This is a genomic window from Streptomyces sp. NPDC034103, assembly GCF_055575395.1.
This window is the reverse complement of sequence record NZ_JBVISS010000004.1, coordinates 86670-104444: the sequence shown is the minus strand read 5'-3', so window position 1 is coordinate 104444 and position 17775 is coordinate 86670. Positions and strand designations below refer to the sequence as shown.

Genomic DNA, 17775 nt, shown 5'->3' with positions numbered 1-17775 from the left:
GGGTGCATAGGATCGCGGCATGGCACTGCGACCGGTTCACGTGAACATCAAGGCTCTGGACGCCTCGGCGGTCGGCCGGTTCTGGGCGGAGGCGCTCGGCTGGACCGCCTACAGTCCCGGCGTGACCACCTACGTCGGTCCCCCCGGCGGCCTCGTCTGGCCGGACCCGGCCGTCCTCGGTATCGACGTCGTGCCCGTCCCGGAACCGAGGACGGCGACGAAGAACCGTGTGCACCTCGATCTCGCCACCACCTCCGCGGCCCATCAGACGGAGTTGGTCGAGCGCCTGAGGACGCTCGGCGCGACACCCGTCGACGTGGGCCAGGGAGAGGTGCCGTGGACCGTCCTGGCCGACCCCGAGGGCAACGAGTTCTGCGTGCTGGAGCCCCGGGAGGTCTACCGGGACACCGGGCCGATCGCCGCGGTCGTCGTCGACTGCGCGGACCCGCGCGCGATGGCCCGGTTCTGGGACGCGGCCGTGGACTGGACCCTGCACGACGTGTCCGAGGACCACGCCACCTTCCGCTCAGCCAAGGGCGCCGGCCCCTACCTCGAGTTCCTCCGCACGCCCGACGTGCGGACCGCGCCGGACCGCGTCCATCTCGACCTGCTGCCGTACCCCGGTGACGACAAGGCGGCCGAGGTCGCGAGGCTGCGCAGCCTCGGCGCCACCGACCTCGACGTGGGGCAGGGAGACGTGCCCTGGACCTGCCTCACCGATCCGGACGGCCACGAGTTCTGCGTACTCGCCCCGTCCTGAGCGGACACGACGTCCCGTCGGCACGCAGGCGCTACGACGGGACGCGCGGCGCCAATTCGGGGTCAGTCGCCCGACGCCGGCTGCCCGTCGGCGGCCCGCGCCCCCGTGGCACCGCGCGTCACGAGCAGTGCCGCGCCGAGATCGGCCACCGTGTGCGGGTCCGACAGGGAGCGGCCGGTCAGCTCCTCGACGCGGCGCAGCCGGTAGCGGACGGTGTTGGGGTGGACGTAGAGCCGTTCCGCCGCGGTCGTGGCGGAGCCGCCGGCGGCGAACCAGGTCTCCAGCGTGTCCAGGAGCCTGACGCGTTCCAGGCCCGGAAGGTCGAGTACGGGTCCGAGGACCACGTTCATCAGGTGCGCGGCCTCCGCGGGTGCGGCGGCGACGAGCATGGCGAGCGGGTTGTCGTCGAAGCGGGCCACGCCCGGGGCGTCGCCCGGCAGGCCCGCGAGCGCCAGGCGGGCGAAGCGGAGTGCCTGGGGTGTGTCGCGCAGGGAGGCGAAGGAAGGGCTGACGCCCACGCGGGCGCCGGCGCGCCGCAGCAGGCGCAGGGCCGTGGCCTCCGCCTTCGGTGTGGTGACGGCGATGAGGCCGATCTGCTGGTCCGGCAACAGCCGCCAGGCGGAGGCGAGATGAGCCTGTCGCAGCGAGGCCTCCGCGCCGGGCAGGGGCTCCACGCCGGGGGAGTCCGCGGACGCCGCGACGACGGTGTAGGGGCCGCGTTCCGGCAGGCCCAGCTCGCGCGCCGCTTCCCACAGGGTGATGCGGTCGGCGATCACGCCGGAGAACAGCGCCTCGACCAGGGCCGAACGCCGGGCGCCGCGCTGTTCGGCCAGCTCGGCGCTGGTCTCCCGGTGCGCGGCCGCCACGGCTTCGGCGTACAGGCCGAACAGGTGCCACAGGTCCGCCGAGCGGTCCACCAGCTGGATGTCGGGGACCAAGGGGTGGGCACGCGCCTCCGTGAGGATCTCGGACCACACGCACTCGAAGCCGATCCGGTAGGCGTGCAGGATGTCCGGCAGCGGCATGCCCTGCTCGGCGCGGGTCCGGCCGGTCTGCCGTGCGGGATCGGGGTCCGGGCCGATGAGACCGAGCAGATGGCGCAGCAGCAGGTCCACGTTGGCGGTGCAGGACGTGCGCAGCGAGTCGAAGGGGATGAGCGACTCGTCGGCGTACACGGGAACCTCGGCACGGATGCGTTCCGCGATCCGCCCGCCCAGCTCGGGGTACCGGCCATGGATCACCGCGAGCACGTCTGAGAGGTCCATCATCGCAGCTTAATGCCGCTGTTTTGTTCGCCGGAACAGTTGACGGCGTGGGACGGTGTCGTATCGCCCATAGGCGAGGGCCGCGGTTCGACGCACGATGTCGCCCACGTGAACAACGGATTTCAACGGTGAGTTCGTGGAGGCAGGCATGGCGAATCTGGCGGAGTTCCTGGTGCGGACGGCGGCCCGGCAGCCGCGGCGTCCCGCACTGCGACTGGGCCCCGACAGCGTCTCCTACGGGGAGTTGGACGAGCGCAGTGCCCGGGCGGCCGCGCTGTTGCGGGCCGAGGGCGTACGCCCCGGCGATCGCGTCGCCCTGATGCTGCCCAACGTCCCCGAGTTCGTCGTCCTCTACTACGGCGCGCTGCGCGCCGGGGCGATCGTGGTGCCGCTGAACCCGCTGCTGAAGGAGCGGGAGACCGCGTACCACCTGACCGACTCCCAAGCCGCGCTGCTCCTCGAATGGCACCAGGCGCCCGGCGAGGGCTCCCAGGGCGCCGCGAGTGCCGGAGTGCGGCGCATCGCGGTGGAGCCCGCGTCCCTCGCCGCGCGGCTCGCCGGGCACGAGCCGCTGACCGAGGTGGCGCGGACGGCCGACGACGACATCGCCGTCCTGCTGTACACCTCCGGCACCACCGGCAAGCCCAAGGGCGCCGCGCTCACCCACGCCGGACTGCGGCACAACACCGAGGTCATGGAGGCCCGGGTCGCGCGGATGACCTCGGACGACGTGGTCGTGGGGTGTCTGCCGCTGTTCCACATCTTCGGCCAGATCTGCACGATGAGCGTGGCCATCCGCAGCGGCGCCTCGCTCACCCTCGTGCCGCGCTTCGAACCGCGGGCCGTCCTGGACGCCATCGCCCGGGACCGGGCCACCGTGTTCGAGGGCGTACCGACCATGTACGCGGCCCTGCTCCAGCATCCGGCGGAGGCGGACGTGTCGACGCTGCGGATGTGCATCTCCGGCGGCGCGTCCCTGCCGGTGGAAGTCCTGCGCGCGTTCGAGGAGCGCTTCGGGTGCGCGGTGCTGGAGGGTTTCGGGATGTCCGAGACCAGCCCGGTGGTGACCTTCAACCACGTCGACCGGCCGCGCAAGGCCGGGTCCATCGGCACGCCGATCCAGGACGTGGAGGTCCGGCTGCTGGACGAACAGGGCCAGGACGTGGACACCGGCGCGATCGGCGAACTGGCCGTGCGCGGACCGAACGTCATGAAGGGCTACTGGAACCGTCCCGAGGAGACGGCGATCGCCATCCCCGACGGCTGGCTGCGCACCGGTGACCTCGGCCGGCGGGACGAGGACGGTTACCTCTACATCGTCGACCGCAAGAAGGACATGATCATCCGCGGCGGATACAACGTGTACCCGCGCGAGATCGAGGAGGTCCTGCACGAGCACCCGGCCGTCGGCCTCGCCGCGGTGGTGGGCGTGCCGCACCAGGAGCTCGGTGAGGAGATCGCCGCCGCGGTGGTGCTGCGCCCGGGCGCGCAGGCGACGCCGGACGAGCTGCAGCGCTACGTCAAGGACCGGGTGGCGGCGTACAAGTACCCCCGGGCCGTGTGGCTGATGGATTCCCTGCCGACGGGGCCGAGCGGCAAGATCCTCAAGCGGGAGATCAGCGCGCCGGCAGCGCGGCCGAGGGGCTGACGGCCGGGCCGCTCGGACTCGCCGGGCGGCCCGGCCCGCCCAGCCGCGCCGCTGTAGGGGAGCGGAGACCGGGAGCCCGCGCTAGGTATGGGGCGGCAGGAGGGGGCCCAGCGGGCCGAGATCGAGGTTGAGGTCCTCCAGCGCGTAGCCGTGCTCGGCGCACAGGTCGGCCAGGCGGTCGTGGAGGGCCAGGAGTGTGGCTCCCAACTCCTCCTCCTGTTCGTCGGTGAGGTCTCCCGCGTCCACGCGGCGCAAGGCCTGGCGCTCGATGAGCTGGCGCAGAAGTTCGACCACGGTGAGCACGAGCTTGAGGAGATCTTCTTCGACCGTGTCACGGTCGGTGTACATGCGGTGGGCCGGGCGCGGGGCTGCCTCGTGTGGCAGGGGAGGTGCCTGGAGCAGCCGCAGCGCCTGGGACATGGTGTCGCCGACGCCCTCCAGAGCGGGTGCTGGGGGCGGCGACGGGCGACGGGTCCCCCGCTGGGGGCGTTCGCGTTCCTCACTCACCTGGGCCGCCCTCCTGCGGCGCGATGGCCGGGCGGGTCTCGGAGCTGACGGACACGACCAGGGCGCGCAGGGAGATACGGACGAGGTCGATGCCGGCGATGGAGAGAACGATGTCGCCGGTGATGACGACGCCGCCGCTGAGCAGCCGGTCGAGAAGGTCCACGAGGGCCACCTGGCGCCCGGGAAGCGGTTCTCCGTACCTGTCGACAGTCATGGGGCGCGCTCCTCGCCGGCGGCCGCGTTCTGCCGTTCGGCCGGCGGCATGGCGAAGGAGTAGGGGGCCCAGGGGCCGGTCACCTCGACACGAACGCCGTCGAAGGCTCCGGCGGCCTCGGCGACGGCGGCCTGGAACTGCTCCGCGTACGCGTCGGGGATCAGGTAGGCGTCGTTGAGGACATTCTCGGCGGGACCGCTCAGGCTGCCGCTCTGGGTGGGGTGGCGCACGCGCTGTGAGGCGTATCGGGAGCCGATGGCATCGATGGCCGCGGCGGCCTTCTGCGCCTGGCTGTAGACGGCTTCCTGGGCGTTGTGCTGGGCCCTGCGGCGCTGGAGGTACGCCTTGCCGGGAGTGGCGGTGCCGGCGGCAGGTCCGGGTTCGGGCGCCGCGGCGGTGGGGGCGAGGTAGATCTTCACGCCGAATTCGGTGTGGTCGGCGAGCTGGGCGAGCCTGTCGGCGAATACGTGGTGCTGCTCGGCGAGCGCTCGGCGGGCGCGGTCGTCGTCCTGGTACACGGTGGCCATACGAAGGGGCAGGACGGTGGCGTGCAGGGAGAGTGCCTGGATGACGTCGTGGTGGGCGCGCGCGACGCTCTCGAGCCACTCCAGGTCTTCGAAGCGGTGCTTCAGTCCGTGCTCGCTGAAGTCACGGTGGGGAACGTGGCCGGCGGCGAAGGCCAGGGACGGCTCAGGGGTGTCAGGGCCGGCGGTGAGGAAGAGGACGGGTGAGCCGTAGATCCCGCGGAGCCCGGCGGCGGCGTCGCGGAGATCCGTCGTCAAGGGGGCCGCGGCGTAGACGTAGGTGAGGGTGTCGTCAGGTGTGCTCATGTGCGGCGCCCCCGTGCGGTTCCCTCACCCGTCTCGGGCTCCTCGCCGGTTGCGCGGGGCGGGAGTTCCTCGCCGTCGACGCGATCGCTGCGCAGGGCCTCCAACTCGGCGCGCAGGCGCCGGTTCTCCTGCTCGAGAGGGCTGCCTGTGTGCCGGGAGGACAGCGAGGGGTCGTGCTCCCACCAGTCGATGCCCATCTCTTTCGCCTTGTCGACGGAGGCGATCAGGATCCGGAGTTTGATCGTCAGCAGTTCGATGTCGAGGAGGTTGATGCGGATGTCGCCGGCGATGACGATGCCCTTGTCGAGGACTCTCTCCAGGATGTCGGCGAGGCTGGAGGTGCTTTGTCCGTAAGGCGTCGAGGCGGCGCGGGACGGGAAGGATCCCAGTCGGTCGGGTAGTGGCTCGGACACGTGGGAAGCCTCCCTTGCCCATCAGGGCTGTTGCCGGCGGAACTCTGCGATCTCTGTCAGCCGGTCGATCAGTTCGTCCTCCTGGCGGTCGAAGGTCTCCTCGTCGATCTCGCCGCGCAGCAGCCGCCGCTCGAGGTCGGCCAGCTCGCGCCGTACAGGGGCCGGGTCGTAGTACTCCTCCTCGGCCTTCTCAGCCACCCGTTGGGCGGCCCATACGACGGCTTCCACCGGTGCGACGGGAAGGGTGAACAGCCGGCTCAGCAGTCCCATTTCGTCTCCTCCCGCCACGTTCGAAGCATCGTGGCTGTCACTGAACGAAGCTGTACGGGGGCAGGGGGCCGGTGAGTCGGAAGTCGACTCCGCCGTCGATCTGCGCGGTGAGGCCCGCCTGCGCTGCCAGCAGGTCGTGCTTGCGCTCGTGCGGTACGAGCAGCGACAGATTGAGGAAGTCTGGGGGCGAGGGCGGACGAGTGGCGTGCTCGCGCGCGTAGGGAGTCAGTGCGTGGACCAGCCCGGCGGCCAGTGCGTCCTGGCGTTCTTGTACTTCGCGGGCGACGAGTTCGCCGAGCGCGAGAGGCAACTGCGGATCCTGCGCGCCGGATCGGATCCGCTCGTTGAGTTCCCTCGCCTCGGGAGAGTCCCGCAGGATCCGGCGCAGCAACTCGTCCTCGTCCGTCTGGGTCGCCCGTGCGTGGTACTCGGCGCAGCCGTCGAGTCGTTCCAGAGTGGCCAGGTAAGAGTCCGGATTCCCGTCCAGGGCCTGCCGGATGGTCTGCTCGTCAGGGGCGATGTACCCGAACTGCAGTGGCAGGACCACTGCGTCGGCCATGAGGCGCTCCTGCACCTCCTGGTGTGCCTGGAGGTCTCGGCGCTTGGGCCGGATCTCCTCGGAGACGTCGCTGACCACCGCGCACAGGAGACCGGCGGTGACGGTGCGCACGGGCGCGGGGCGGGATCCCACCCCTTTCAGGCCGTCGAGGCGGTGGGGATGGTCCTTGCCGGTGAGCGCGTAGACGTAGAGCGCCATGGTCACTCCCTCTCCCGGCGTGCCGGACGCCGGGCGGGACGCCGCTTCCTGGGGGCGGCTTCCTCTTCGGCTTCCTGTTCGGCTTCCTCCTCCGGTTCTTCCTGCTTGGAGGACCGGCCGGTGAGGGATTCGGTCACGGCGTCCACCGCTCCGCTGAGCGCGCCCTTGGATTTGCCGCGGGCGCCGCCCTCCATCATCGTTCCGACGACTTCGGGGAGTTGGGCCGGTGCCTTGCGGCCTGCTTCGAGGTCGAGGCGGTTGCACGCTTCGGCGAAGCGCAGGTAGGTGTCCACGCTGGCCACCACGATGCGGACGTCGATCTTGATGAGCTCGATGCCCACCAGCGAGATGCGGATGAACACGTCGATGACCAGACCGCGGTCGAGTATGAGTTCCAGGACGTCGTAGAGGCTGCCCGAACCGCTCGGGCCCCTGCTTACGCTGCTGCCGCTCTGCGGCACCATGGTCATGGCGCCTCCCTTCCCGGCGATCTGGACGTCAGGTCGGCCGGTCGATCATTCCTCGGCTGTAGCGGCGGGTCCGTTCGTAGGAGACCAGCTGTCCCTCCGGATCCAGGGTGACTTTGTAGCTGGCCATCACGCTGGTCGTGTCGGGGATGCGTTCCAGTTCCACCACCTCCACCTGCGCTTGCCAGCCGTCCTCGGTCGGCTTGAGGGAGGAGACGGAGTCGGGCGTGCGGCCCAGGAGTTGGGCCAGCTGCCCGGCCGCGGAGCGCATCGCCGAAGCCGCGCTGGGAACCCCGGCCTTCCGCTTGGGGGCGGAGGGGCGGCGTGCGGGAGCCCTGTCCTGCGACTCGTCGTCCTCCTCGGTCCGGCGGGGACGGGCTCTGCGCGGTCGTGCCGGTTCTTCGGCCATCGGACGCTCCGCTGGGGGAATACCGAGTTGTGAATCTACAATGTCAGCATATAGGGAAATATGTTCCGCGTCGGGGGCGGGCGGTATACAGGCCGCACGAGCGGGGCGTGCTTCGGTCGGCGCCAGCAGGACAGCAGCCGGCACATCCGCAGACCCACCCGGTGTCCCTGGGCAGCGTCGTACAGCCCGCAAGCGCCCCGGTGAAGGGACAGCAGCTCATGCAGGACTCGACCAAAATCGCGCTCGCGGCCGCCGTGGCCGGGGGCTATGTACTCGGACGGACAAAGAAGGGCCGCCTCGCGTTCACCGCGGCGACCTACCTTGCCGGCCGCCGTTTCGCGCTTGAGCCCGGCCAGCTCATGACGCAGGGCCTCGCCAAGCTGAAGGAGACGCCTCAGTTCGCCGAGATGAGCGAGCAGCTTCGCGGTGAAGCTCTGGAGGCGGGCAAGAAGGCTGTGACGGCTGCGGCCAACCGCAAGCTCGCCGACCTCGCCGACTCGCTCCACCAGCGGACCTCCGCATTGGGCAGCGGCGGCGAAGCCGACGACGAGGACGACGAGGACCAGGAGGAGCCTGAGGACTACGAGGACGAGGAGGAAGCCGAAGGGAGAGGCGAGGACGAGGAGGAAGCCGAAGGGGGAGGCGAGGACGAGGACGAGGACGAGGAGGAAGACGAGGAACAGGCCGAGGAGGGCTACGAGCCCGCGACGGACGAGGAGGAGGACGAGGAGGAAGACGACGAGGAGGCAGACGACGACGAGGAGGAAGACGAGGACGAGGGCGAGGGAACCGAAGACGGTTACGAGCCCGAGGAAGAAGACGAACCCGAGGAGGAGCCTCCGCCTCGCAGGCGCGGCCGGCCCTCGGCCAAGGCTCCCCAGAGCGCACCAGCGCGCAGGGCCCGTCGCTCGGCTCCGGCAGAGCAGCCGCCCCCGGCTCGGAAGACGGCGGGGAAGAAGACCGCGGCGAAGAAGACCGCTGGGAAGGCGCCGACGAAGACCCCGTCCAAGTCGGCGGCCGCGAAGAAGGCCGCGCCGTCGAGGACGGCCGCCAAGAAGACAGCGACGAAGGCCCCGGCGAAGAAGACCGCGGCGCGCGGTTCGGCGAGCAAGACAGCCGCCAAGAAGACGGCCAAGCGCGCCCCGGCGAGCAAGACAGCCGCGAAGAAGACCGCTGCGCGCACTCCGGCACGCAAAACGGCAGCCAAGAAGACCGCGGCGAAGAAGACGCCGGGTCGCAAGCCGTCCACGCGGAGGTAGGTCATGACGAAGTCGGACCGCGCCAGCGAACAAGAGCCCAAGTCCGGGCTCGACCAGCTGCTCGGAGAGTTGACCTCGTTCCTGGAAGCACAGGCCGGGCAGCTCGCGGACAAGGCCACGGACAAGCTGGGGGAGGTCACCGACCAGCTCCAGGACGTCGCGCAGGGCAACGGAAAGCTGTCCGACGTAGCCGGCGTCGGAGGGCGGATGCTGCAAGGAGACTCGCCCGTCAAGGCGATGATGGGCCAGGGTTTCAGCGGTCTCAAGGACAAGGTGACCGAGGGCGCCTCCAAGCTGTTCGGCAAGGGCAAGAAGGGCCGCAAGAGCGGCGGCAAAGTCATCAACATCGTCGAGTTCCTCGATGTCGGCCTGCCGCTGCGCACCGTGTACGACCACTGGACGCAGTACGAGGACTTCAGTGGCTTCGCCAAAGGTGTGCGCGATGTCTCCCGCAACGATGACACCACCAGCGACTGGAAGGTCAAGGTCGGGCCGTCGACGCGCGGTTGGAAGGCCACCGTGCAGGAGCAGGTACCGGACGAGCGGATCGTGTGGACCTCCGAAGGCGCCAAGGGCACGACACGCGGTTGCGTGAGCTTCCACGAACTCACGCCGACACTGACCCGCATCGTCGCGGTGGTCGAGTACTACCCCTCCGGACTCTTCGAGAAGACCGGGAATCTGTGGCGCGCCCAGGGTCGGCGCCTGCGTCTGGACCTCAAGCACTTCCTTCGGCACGTCTCGCTCACGACCGACGAGGCGGAGGGCTGGCGCGGTGAGATCCGTGACGGCGAGGTGGTCCGCACCCACGAGGAAGCGTTGGAGGAGGAAGGCGAAGCGGAAGACGAGGACACCGACGACGAGGAAGGCGAGTACGAGGGCGAGTACGAGGACGAGGACGAGGAAGGGCAAGAGAACGGGGACGGGCGGTCTGAGGAGGACGAGGACCCTGAGGAGGACGAAGAGGAACCCGAGGCGTACGCCGACGAACCGGACGAGGACGAGGACGAGGACGAGTACGAGTACGAGGACGAAGAGGTCCCCGAGGAGGACTACGAGGACGAGGACGCCCCCGAGGAGGACGAGGACGAAGCAAGCCGTCCGGGCCGGCGGCGCCGCTAGCCGCACAGAGGGCCGCGCCATCCGGGCGGCCGCCGAGCAAGGGCCGACGTGGGACGTCGGCCCTTGCTCACGGCTTCCTGCTACGAGGAGATGAGTTCAGCCTTTTCTGAATTCAGACATCCCTGTATTGTCCTGGTGTGCTGACCGCTGCCACTGACATCGAGGTGCTGGCCCGCTTCGGCCGCGCACTCGCCGACCCGATCCGCTGCCGCATCCTGCTCGCCCTGCGCGAGGCCCCCGCCTACCCCGCCGACCTCGCCGACGCGCTCGACGTCTCCCGCACCCGGCTCTCCAACCACCTGGCGTGTCTGCGTGACTGCGGCCTGGTCGTCACCGTGCCCGACGGCCGCCGCACCCGTTACGAACTGGCCGACGCACGCCTCGGCCACGCCCTCGACGACCTGCGCACCGCCGTGCTGGCCGTCGAGACCGACCGCACCTGCGCCGAGGCGGACGACAAGGGGTGCTGCTGATGACCACCCTGCACCTCGGCCCCTCGCCGGTCCGGCGCGAGCAACTCGCCGGGCGCATACGTCTGCTGGTCGCCGCGACCATCGCGTACAACGTCATCGAGGCGATCGTCGCCCTCACCGCCGGGACCCTGGCCTCCTCCACCGCCCTGATCGGCTTCGGACTCGACTCCGTCATCGAGGTCTCCTCCGCCGCGGCGGTGGCCTGGCAGTTCTCCGCCCGTGACCACGCCCTGCGGGAGGCCCGCGAGCAACGCGCCCTGCGCGTCATCGCCGTCTCGTTCCTCGCACTCGCGGTCTACGTCGTCGTCGACGCCGCCCGAACCCTGACCGGCACCGGCGAGGCGCGACCCTCCGTCCTCGGCATCGCCCTCGCCGCCCTCTCCCTCGCGGTCATGCCGTTCCTGTCCGCGGCGCAGCGCCGCGCGGGCCGTGAACTGGGTTCCGCGTCCGCCGTCGCCGACTCCCGGCAGACCCTGCTGTGCACGTACCTCTCGGCCGTACTCCTGATCGGCCTGGTCCTCAACGCCACCCTCGGCTGGTCCTGGGCCGACCCGATCGCCGCCCTGGTCATAGCCGCCCTCGCCCTCAAGGAGGGCCGCGACGCCTGGCAGGGCAAGGGCTGCTGCGCGACTCCGGCATCGCCGGTCCCGGATCGGCGGGACACGGATTCCTGCGGCTGCGTTGAACACCACCTGCCCGTCACCTCCCGCTGACACGGCCGCCGGGAGCACCGAGGGCGATCGTGCTCCGTCCCGACCGCGCCCCCGTCCAGCCAGGCGAGCTGATCACGCGGATCGGCCGCGAGCAGGGTCGTCCGTCGCAGCGTCCAGGTCCGCAGGTTCGCGTCGCCGAGATGGTTCATGCACGCAGCATCGCACCCGGGTCTCGGGTGGCCCTCGTCCCGCCTCCCCGGAAGAGGTGGGACGGAGGAATTGCGGGGCAGGTGGACAGCAAGCCGTAGCCGCACGACGAGGAGCTCTTACGCCATGGGTAGCGCTGTCCATGTCCCTCAGACCCGGGACATGATCGGAGAGGAGCTCTCCGGAGACGAGGCGTTCACCGCGCTGCGCCATTACGGGGGGCTGCGGCTGCTGACCGACTCCTTCGCCCGGTTCCGCTACGCCGACGGCTTCAGCAACGCGCGGGCGCTGGCCTTCCAGGTGGTGCTGGGGCTGCTTCCGTGCACCGTGGCCCTGGTCGGACTGGCCACCTCGGTGCACACGGAGGCGGTGGGCCGGGTCATCGAGCTCACCCTCGGCCGTATCGTGCCCGGTGCCAGCGCGGAGATCGTCGAGGATGCCTTCGACGGCTCCCGGCGCACCGCGAACGGCGATGTGTGGAGCACTCTCGCCCTGTGGCTCGGCACCGGCTTCGCCCTGCTGAACCTGGCCTCGGCCATGGGCCAGATCGAGCGGGGCGCGAACCGCATCTACGGCATCGAGCGGGACCGGCCCTTCCCGCGCAAGTACGCCCGGGCGATCGTCCTCGCGTTCGCCGCCGGTCTGCCGCTGGTCCTGGGCTTCGTCGTGCTGGTCGCCGGACAGGCGGTCGGCGACGCGGTGGCCGACACCCTCGGCTGGGAGCAAGGCGCCGCACGCTGGTGGGGTGTCCTCGACATCCCCGTGGGGCTGCTGCTGGCCTGGATGGCCTCCGCCGTGATCTTCCGCTGGTCCCCGCGCCGACGCCAACCCGGCTACACCTGGCTGGCGTTCGGCTCGGCCCTGCACCTTCTGCTGTGGGTCTCGGCCACCTGGCTGCTCGCCCTGTACGTCGAGGGCAGCGGTGCCTTCGGTGGGGTCTACGGGCCGCTCACCGCGTTCATCGCCCTGTTGCTGTGGGCCAACCTCACCGCCGTGGCCCTCTTCCTGGGCATCGCCTTCGCCGCCCAGCTGGAAGCGGCCCGCGCCGGCATCGAATCGGCCGTCCACCCGGACCCGGGCCCAGGCCCCTGACACGGCACGCCTGCCCGCGGCGGGTCGACCCTGGCACCGCCGCGCCGGACGACCTGTCCGTGCGGACCGCGGCTCACACCCCGCTGACCTTGCCGCTCGCCGACAGCTCGTAGACGAGCGTGACCGTGCGACGGCCGTTCGGCGGCAGGGCGATGTCCCAGCGGGCGATGCCCTCGGCGTCGACCGCGTCGGGGGCGGGGGAACAGGCCTCCTCGCGCAGCCGCACCTCCACCGCCGAGACCTCGGAGACCGGGATCCGCTCCCGCAGCGCCACCTTCTGCTCGCCCTGTTCCCCGGGGGCGGAGAAGCGGGACAGGTGCAGCCGCACCGTGCGGGTGACGGTGGTGCGCTGGGTCATGGTGGCGGTGTCGCGGTGCTCCTCCACCTCGCGGACCACCCGGAAGTCGTCGTGGCTGCCGAACGCGAGCCGCAGCGGCGCACCGGGAGCGGTGAACTCCAGGGTGCCGCGGCCGCCGAACCCGCCGGCGCCGACAAGGTCCACCGGGCCCGCCAGCAGAGCGTGACCGGTCGGGTTGTCGCCGCGCACCACGTGGGTGACGAGCGGGGACAGCTCCGGGGAGCAGGCGTACTCGCTGCGCGCGGGCGTGGTGGCCACCGAGAGCGGTACCCGGTGGGCGTGGCCGTCGGCGGGGATCGAGACGGGCGCGGGCGAGTGCAGGACGCGCGTACGGCCGCCGTCGTCCACTCCCGGCAGTCCGAGCACCGAGGCCGGGCCGAGTTCCGCGATCTCCTCCTCGCGCAGTTCGACGGCGACCGTGCGCCGCTCCGCGGGGGAGCGCTCCGTGAGGGTCAGCCGGTCCTCCCCGAGCCGGGGCGGCTCGGTGGACAGCGCCGAGCGGGCCGTCGACAGCGTCAGGCGCACGTCCGACCAGTGCTCACCGGTGAGTTGCCAGACCATCGCGTCGGTCTCCAGCGTGAGCGCGTCCCCGTCGAGCACCGCACGATAGGCGGGACGCCACAGGGCACACGCGGTGAGGTGGGTCAGCCGCAGACGGGCGGGCCCCTCGACGGCGGCCTCCACGGTCAGTTCCACGTGACCGACCAGCTCGGCGGGGCGCCGCTCGGCGAGCTCGATGGCGCGCTCGGCCTCCTGGAGTTCGGTGGCGAGCGTCCGCAACTGGGCCTCGGCGGCGCGCAGATGCTCGCCATGGGTGTCGCGTTCCTCGTCCACCCGGTCCAGTTCGGCGCTCCAGCGGGCGGTGTCGGCCTCTCCGTGGCCGGTGCCTTCGCCGATCTCCCGCAGCAGGTCGGTGGCGAGGCGGCCGAGCAGGTCGAGGCGGGCGCGCAGGCGGTCACGCCGGCGCTCCAGCGCGGACCGTTCCTCTTCGATCACGTGGAGGCGTAGCCGCAGGGCCGAGGAGTCGGCGTCGGGCAGTGGTCCTTGCGGTGTCCAGGTGCGCACGACCCTGGCGTCCAGGACGGTCGCCGGATGGTCGCCGGCCAGCTCGGCGTGCAGGGTGCGGTCGACCGCCAGCGCGCTGACGGGGCCCAGACGCAGCCGCTGGACGCCGGCGCGGAGGTCGAGCACGGCGGTGCGCTCGACCTGGGCGCGGTCTTCGAGGCAGGTGACGGCGGTGACGGGCAGCGGGATCGGCTCGAGGTCCGTGGGCATGGTGGGTCAGCTCCTGCGGTTTCCGCCGACGAGGGCCTTCGCGGCCGGGATACGGATCTCGTAGCCGCCATCGCGGGCGGCGGTGCCACCGGCGGGCAGATCGACGCGCCAGAGGCGGGTGCCCGGCGTGAGGTGGTCGGGCCCCTCGTCGTCCTGGGGGACCGTCCAGTCGGCGCGTTCCTCGATGCGGACGTCGGCCTCGGTGCTGACCGGCACCTGCTCGCGGACCTCCACGGTGACGGGCCTGGCGAGCCGGTTGGCAAGCTCCACGTGGACGCCGTGGTCAAGCACGGTGACGTTGTTGCGCAGCCCCGCCGTCGACTCCCGCAGGCTCGTGCGCCGGGTGACCTCGATGTCCTCCGCCGGCCCGAGCCCCATCCGGCGGACCCCGCCCGGGGCGAGCGTGGGCAGCGCGGCGGTCAGCACGAAGTCGTCGTCGACAGCCACCTCCACAGGCCCGGCGAGCAGCGCCTGGTCGGTGGCGTTGGACAGCACCAGCGTCTGGTACACCCGCTGCTCCACCGACGGCACACAGACATACTCGGTCCGCAGACCGACCGGGATCCGCGTGACGGTGACGGTGTGCCAGGTGCCGTCCGAGGGGATGTCGGCGCGGGCGACGGCGTCGTAGCGGTGGTCGAAGGAGCCCGCCGACTCCCGGGGGCGCACGGCGTGGCAGGGCAGGGGCAGCGCGGCCACCGTCTCGGCGCGGCGCCGGTACTCGACGGCGACCGGGTCGAAGGAGGTGGCGGGGAACAGCCGGCCCCTGCGGCTCTCGGGCTCGTCGGGACCGCTCAGGACGAGTCCGGCGTAGTCGAGTTCGGCGCCGCTGGGCTGCGGGGGACCCGCCACCGGTACGGGCGGGGCCGACGGCGGGGGTGGCGCGAACGCACCCGAGGGGGCCTGCGGCATGGCGGCGGGCACGGCCATGGCGGCGCCGGCGAACGCGGGCGGGCCTTGCCTCAACCGGTTCGCCTGCGGGGGCATCGCCTGAAGACTGCCGGGCGCGGCGGGCACCGGGGGCGGAGCGCCGTAGGCCGGCGGCGCGGGAGGGGGAACGGGGCCCCCGGCGACGGGCAGGGGAAGCCCTCCGACGGCCAGGGCCTCGGGCTCGGCGGGTGAATCCGGGCGGGGTCCCGCCGAGTCGTAGGCGGTGAAGAGGTCGGCGAGCCCGGCCGGGGGCTCGCGCCAGCCGGCCGGTGCGGGGGCGGGCTGACGGCGCCCGATCCGCAGGGAGCGCAGCCGCGGCAACTCCGTGTGGCGCTTCAGGTCGGCGGTGGCGAGCGCGATACGCACACCCCTCCAGTCCTCGCCGGTGCGCTGGGCCACGCCGGCCCGCAGCACGAGGGTGCCGCTGCCGTCGCCCTGGCGGTAGGTCAGACGGTAGGCGGGGACCCATACGGCGCCCGGGACCGCGTACTCGACCTCCAGCAGCACCTCGCCGGTGCCGTCGAGAGTGACGGCCGCGCCGACCGTGGTGCGGACCTGTCCTGGCGGCGCGTCGGTGGAGGCGCGGTGCAGTCGGTCCGTGGCGACGGCGCGGTCGTGCTCCAGGCGGCGCAGCTGCTCCTCCAGGGCGGCGAGGCGGTCGTGCAGGCTCGTCAGCCGCTCGTCCACGAAGTCCGCGAGGGTCAGCCAGGCCTCGGCGGGGGTGCGGCGATGCGGGTCCTCACGCTTACGGCCCGGGGGGACCGGGTGGAGGTCGGTGATCTCCTTGATCCGGCCCAGGAGCCGGTCACGGCGCCCTCGGGCCGCCTCACACGCCTCGTCCAGCCGCTCTCTCTCCAGCCGCAGACCGTCCGCGGACCCCGGGTCGGCCGGCTCGGCACCCATGTCGATCCGCACCTCGGTGACCCGTACAGGCGAGTCGCCCAGCACGCGGGCCCGCACGGAGCCGCGGTCCAGACAACGCGGCAGCCCCGTCAGCAGCACCCGCCCGCCGGGCGGCACCGTACCCCGCGCCACCCGCGTGCACAGCGCCCCTTGCGCGTACACGACAACCGCGTCGAGCGTCGTCCCCCACCGCGCTGCTTCCTCGGACCCCATGTCCCCAGCCCCCCGTTCTGTCCGTGCCCGGCGAAGCCTAACGCCCGCCCGCGAGGTGGTGGTTCGACCCCCTGGCGATGCGAGGAGTGCCCCGGCGCGGAGGCGGCATTCCGCGGCCGAGATGCCGGCCACTTTCCGTCCGCCGGTCACCTCCGTCCGCCCGGGCCCTCAGCCCTCCCCCTGCCGGCACCGTCCGCCCGTCACCCCTCCGGCCTCGTCGTCGCTGTCCTCGCGCAGAGGTACGGCCGCGCCAGCAGCAACCCCGTGCCGGTCAGGGCGATGCCGATGTAGACCGGTACGAGGTGGACGAAGCTGGTGTAGTGGATGACTCCGTGGGCCACCACGGCGGGCAGGAAGCCGGCGGTCGCCGCCGCGGCCAGCGTCCAGAACACCCACGCCTCACCTCGCCGCCAGCCCCACGCGCTGAGCAGGACGATCGCGACCGCCGCGGACATCAGGGCGCCGCCGAACCCCGCGCGGTCGTGGGCGATGAACGGCACGAGCCGGGCGTTGACGGCTTCCAGCGCCTGCGTGCTGGTCCTCAGGAAGGTCAGGTCGGTCGGTACGAAGACGTCGGTCAGGCCGACCACCGAGACCACCGCACCGCCGATGAACAGCCCGACTCCCGTGACGATCAGCAGTAGTTGGCCGGTCAGCGCCCGCAGGCGCTCCGACTCCGGCCCCTCGGGCGCCGTCCGCCACCGTGGTGCGTGCGGGGTCCGGCGCACCCCGGCCACGAACATCGGGAACAGCATGAGGGCGGTGGCCGTGTGCAGGGGTTCCACGAAGCCGGTGCCCAGGAAGTAGAAGAGGGTGGGGAAGCCGATCGCCCCCGAGATCAGGTACACCTCGCGGGCCCAGGGCCAGCCGCGTCTGATGCCGCCCAGGGCGAGGCCGGTGTAGAGGGCGCCGATCGCCACCATGGTGCCGGCCATGGTGATCCGGTCGTGCTGGAGGAAGTGCACGAGGTGGTGGTTGGCGGCGTGCAGCTCGTGCAGCGTCATCCCGAGGTAGTCGCGGTCGTACCAGAGCAGCACCGGTCCGAGTGTGATCGCCGCGGCACCGAGCCCGGCGCCCGTCATCCCCAGTCCGACGAGCAGCGCCCACCACCAGGCGGGCCAGCGGCGGGGATCACGGCCCACGTCCCGTGGGCCCGGCGCGGGCGCGGTCGGGGTGGCCGCCTCGACGACCCGCGCGAACCAACCGGGCCCGGCCTCCACGAGCACCCCGGGCCGGGCGAGGACGACAGTGCCCGGTTCCCCGAGCGCGGCGGCCGCGGCGGTGACCGACGGGTCCCCGACAGGGACCATGCGCGGGTCGGCGCCGGTGAACCCGTCGACATGCGGGGCGAGAGCGGCCTTGACGTCGGGGTCCCCGGTCCGGACGAGCAGTGGGATCGTACGACCGGCCGCGGCCTGTCGTACGACCGGCACGTCGGCCGCCGAGACGGGCGCCACCTCGACGAACCCGGCTCCCAGCGGCGGCATGGCCCGAACCGTCGCCCGCGCCAGCGCCGGCGGGACGGATATGCCGAGCCGGACGGCCACGGGGACGCCGGCGACGTCCCCGGCGAGTCGTCGCGGCGGATGCCGGTGGCCGAACCCGCGGGCGATCAACCGGGCACCGGCGGGCCGGGAGCCGACCCGGGCCAGCAGCCCCAGCGCGGCCCGCTGCGAACGGCGGCGGCCGAGCACGGCGGTGGCGGCTCCACGCAGCGGGTGATAGGTCCAGTCCGGCATCAGGGGGTCTC

Annotated in this window: 19 protein-coding genes; 7 read left to right on the top strand and 12 right to left on the bottom strand. The window is 72.1% G+C overall.

The annotated features are described in order from the left end of the window. The first annotated feature begins 19 nt into the window (after window positions 1-19). Complete coding sequence (locus tag ACZ56U_RS09870; protein WP_469083510.1) at window positions 20-760, top strand: VOC family protein; 741 nt, start codon at window positions 20-22, stop codon at window positions 758-760. Window positions 761-822: 62 nt separating this feature from the next. Here the strand turns inward: ACZ56U_RS09870 and ACZ56U_RS09865 are convergent, their stop codons facing one another. Beyond that, window positions 823-2025, bottom strand: a complete 1203-nt coding sequence (locus ACZ56U_RS09865) for a PucR family transcriptional regulator (RefSeq protein WP_469083509.1) — start codon at window positions 2023-2025, stop codon at window positions 823-825. A gap of 148 nt (window positions 2026-2173) precedes the next feature. On the opposite strand from ACZ56U_RS09865, the gene ACZ56U_RS09860 reads away from it, so the two are divergent. After that, window positions 2174-3673 carry a long-chain-fatty-acid--CoA ligase gene (locus tag ACZ56U_RS09860; protein WP_469083508.1) on the top strand — a complete coding sequence of 500 codons (1500 nt, stop codon included), beginning with the start codon at window positions 2174-2176 and terminating at the stop codon, window positions 3671-3673. A gap of 81 nt (window positions 3674-3754) precedes the next feature. Here the strand turns inward: ACZ56U_RS09860 and ACZ56U_RS09855 are convergent, their stop codons facing one another. The 8 genes from ACZ56U_RS09855 to ACZ56U_RS09820 form a co-directional block, all read right to left on the bottom strand. After that, a complete protein-coding gene (locus tag ACZ56U_RS09855) occupies window positions 3755-4093 on the bottom strand; it encodes a gas vesicle protein K (protein WP_469083864.1) in 339 nt (112 codons plus the stop codon). Window positions 4094-4172: 79 nt separating this feature from the next. Beyond that, window positions 4173-4394: a gas vesicle protein gene (locus ACZ56U_RS09850; protein ID WP_391232059.1), complete on the bottom strand. Its 222-nt coding sequence runs from the start codon at window positions 4392-4394 to the stop codon at window positions 4173-4175. Further along, window positions 4391-5224, bottom strand: coding sequence for a GvpL/GvpF family gas vesicle protein (locus tag ACZ56U_RS09845; RefSeq protein ID WP_469083507.1), 834 nt, complete (start codon window positions 5222-5224; stop codon window positions 4391-4393). The genes ACZ56U_RS09850 and ACZ56U_RS09845 overlap by 4 nt, the downstream gene beginning before the upstream one ends. Continuing rightward, window positions 5221-5637 carry a gas vesicle protein gene (locus ACZ56U_RS09840; protein WP_469083506.1) on the bottom strand — a complete coding sequence of 139 codons (417 nt, stop codon included), beginning with the start codon at window positions 5635-5637 and terminating at the stop codon, window positions 5221-5223. The genes ACZ56U_RS09845 and ACZ56U_RS09840 overlap by 4 nt, the downstream gene beginning before the upstream one ends. 21 nt (window positions 5638-5658) lie before the next feature. Continuing rightward, window positions 5659-5907, bottom strand: a complete 249-nt coding sequence (locus ACZ56U_RS09835; RefSeq protein WP_469083505.1) for a gas vesicle protein GvpG — start codon at window positions 5905-5907, stop codon at window positions 5659-5661. 37 nt (window positions 5908-5944) lie between these two features. Next, window positions 5945-6664 carry a GvpL/GvpF family gas vesicle protein gene (locus ACZ56U_RS09830; protein ID WP_469083504.1) on the bottom strand — a complete coding sequence of 240 codons (720 nt, stop codon included), beginning with the start codon at window positions 6662-6664 and terminating at the stop codon, window positions 5945-5947. A 2-nt stretch (window positions 6665-6666) separates the two neighbouring features. Beyond that, entirely contained in the window at window positions 6667-7134 is a 468-nt protein-coding gene (locus tag ACZ56U_RS09825) for a gas vesicle structural protein GvpA (protein ID WP_469083503.1), read from the bottom strand. A 28-nt stretch (window positions 7135-7162) separates the two neighbouring features. Further along, window positions 7163-7540 carry a gas vesicle protein GvpO gene (locus tag ACZ56U_RS09820; protein WP_469083502.1) on the bottom strand — a complete coding sequence of 126 codons (378 nt, stop codon included), beginning with the start codon at window positions 7538-7540 and terminating at the stop codon, window positions 7163-7165. A gap of 218 nt (window positions 7541-7758) precedes the next feature. On the opposite strand from ACZ56U_RS09820, the gene ACZ56U_RS09815 reads away from it, so the two are divergent. From ACZ56U_RS09815 to ACZ56U_RS09795, 5 genes are all read left to right on the top strand, one after another. Beyond that, window positions 7759-8799, top strand: coding sequence for a histone protein (locus ACZ56U_RS09815; protein WP_469083501.1), 1041 nt, complete (start codon window positions 7759-7761; stop codon window positions 8797-8799). Between the two features lie 3 nt (window positions 8800-8802). Further along, on the top strand, window positions 8803-9921 hold the full coding sequence (locus ACZ56U_RS09810; protein WP_469083500.1) for an SRPBCC family protein: 1119 nt from the start codon (window positions 8803-8805) through the stop codon (window positions 9919-9921). A gap of 137 nt (window positions 9922-10058) precedes the next feature. Beyond that, a complete protein-coding gene (locus tag ACZ56U_RS09805; RefSeq protein ID WP_469083499.1) occupies window positions 10059-10394 on the top strand; it encodes an ArsR/SmtB family transcription factor in 336 nt (111 codons plus the stop codon). Beyond that, window positions 10394-11107, top strand: a complete 714-nt coding sequence (locus tag ACZ56U_RS09800) for a cation efflux transmembrane domain-containing protein (protein WP_469083498.1) — start codon at window positions 10394-10396, stop codon at window positions 11105-11107. Before ACZ56U_RS09805 ends, ACZ56U_RS09800 begins: the two co-directional genes overlap by 1 nt. A gap of 273 nt (window positions 11108-11380) precedes the next feature. Beyond that, window positions 11381-12346 (top strand): YihY/virulence factor BrkB family protein, encoded by a 966-nt coding sequence (locus ACZ56U_RS09795; RefSeq protein ID WP_469083497.1) that lies wholly within the window; start codon window positions 11381-11383, stop codon window positions 12344-12346. Between the two features lie 73 nt (window positions 12347-12419). Here ACZ56U_RS09795 and ACZ56U_RS09790 read toward each other — a convergent pair whose 3' ends face one another. From ACZ56U_RS09790 to ACZ56U_RS09780, 3 genes are all read right to left on the bottom strand, one after another. Beyond that, complete coding sequence (locus ACZ56U_RS09790; RefSeq protein WP_469083496.1) at window positions 12420-13979, bottom strand: mucoidy inhibitor MuiA family protein; 1560 nt, start codon at window positions 13977-13979, stop codon at window positions 12420-12422. A 6-nt stretch (window positions 13980-13985) separates the two neighbouring features. Next, window positions 13986-16025 (bottom strand): DUF4139 domain-containing protein, encoded by a 2040-nt coding sequence (locus ACZ56U_RS09785; protein WP_469083495.1) that lies wholly within the window; start codon window positions 16023-16025, stop codon window positions 13986-13988. Between the two features lie 200 nt (window positions 16026-16225). Further along, window positions 16226-17764 carry a hypothetical protein gene (locus tag ACZ56U_RS09780; RefSeq protein ID WP_469083494.1) on the bottom strand — a complete coding sequence of 513 codons (1539 nt, stop codon included), beginning with the start codon at window positions 17762-17764 and terminating at the stop codon, window positions 16226-16228. Window positions 17765-17775: the final 11 nt, after the last annotated feature.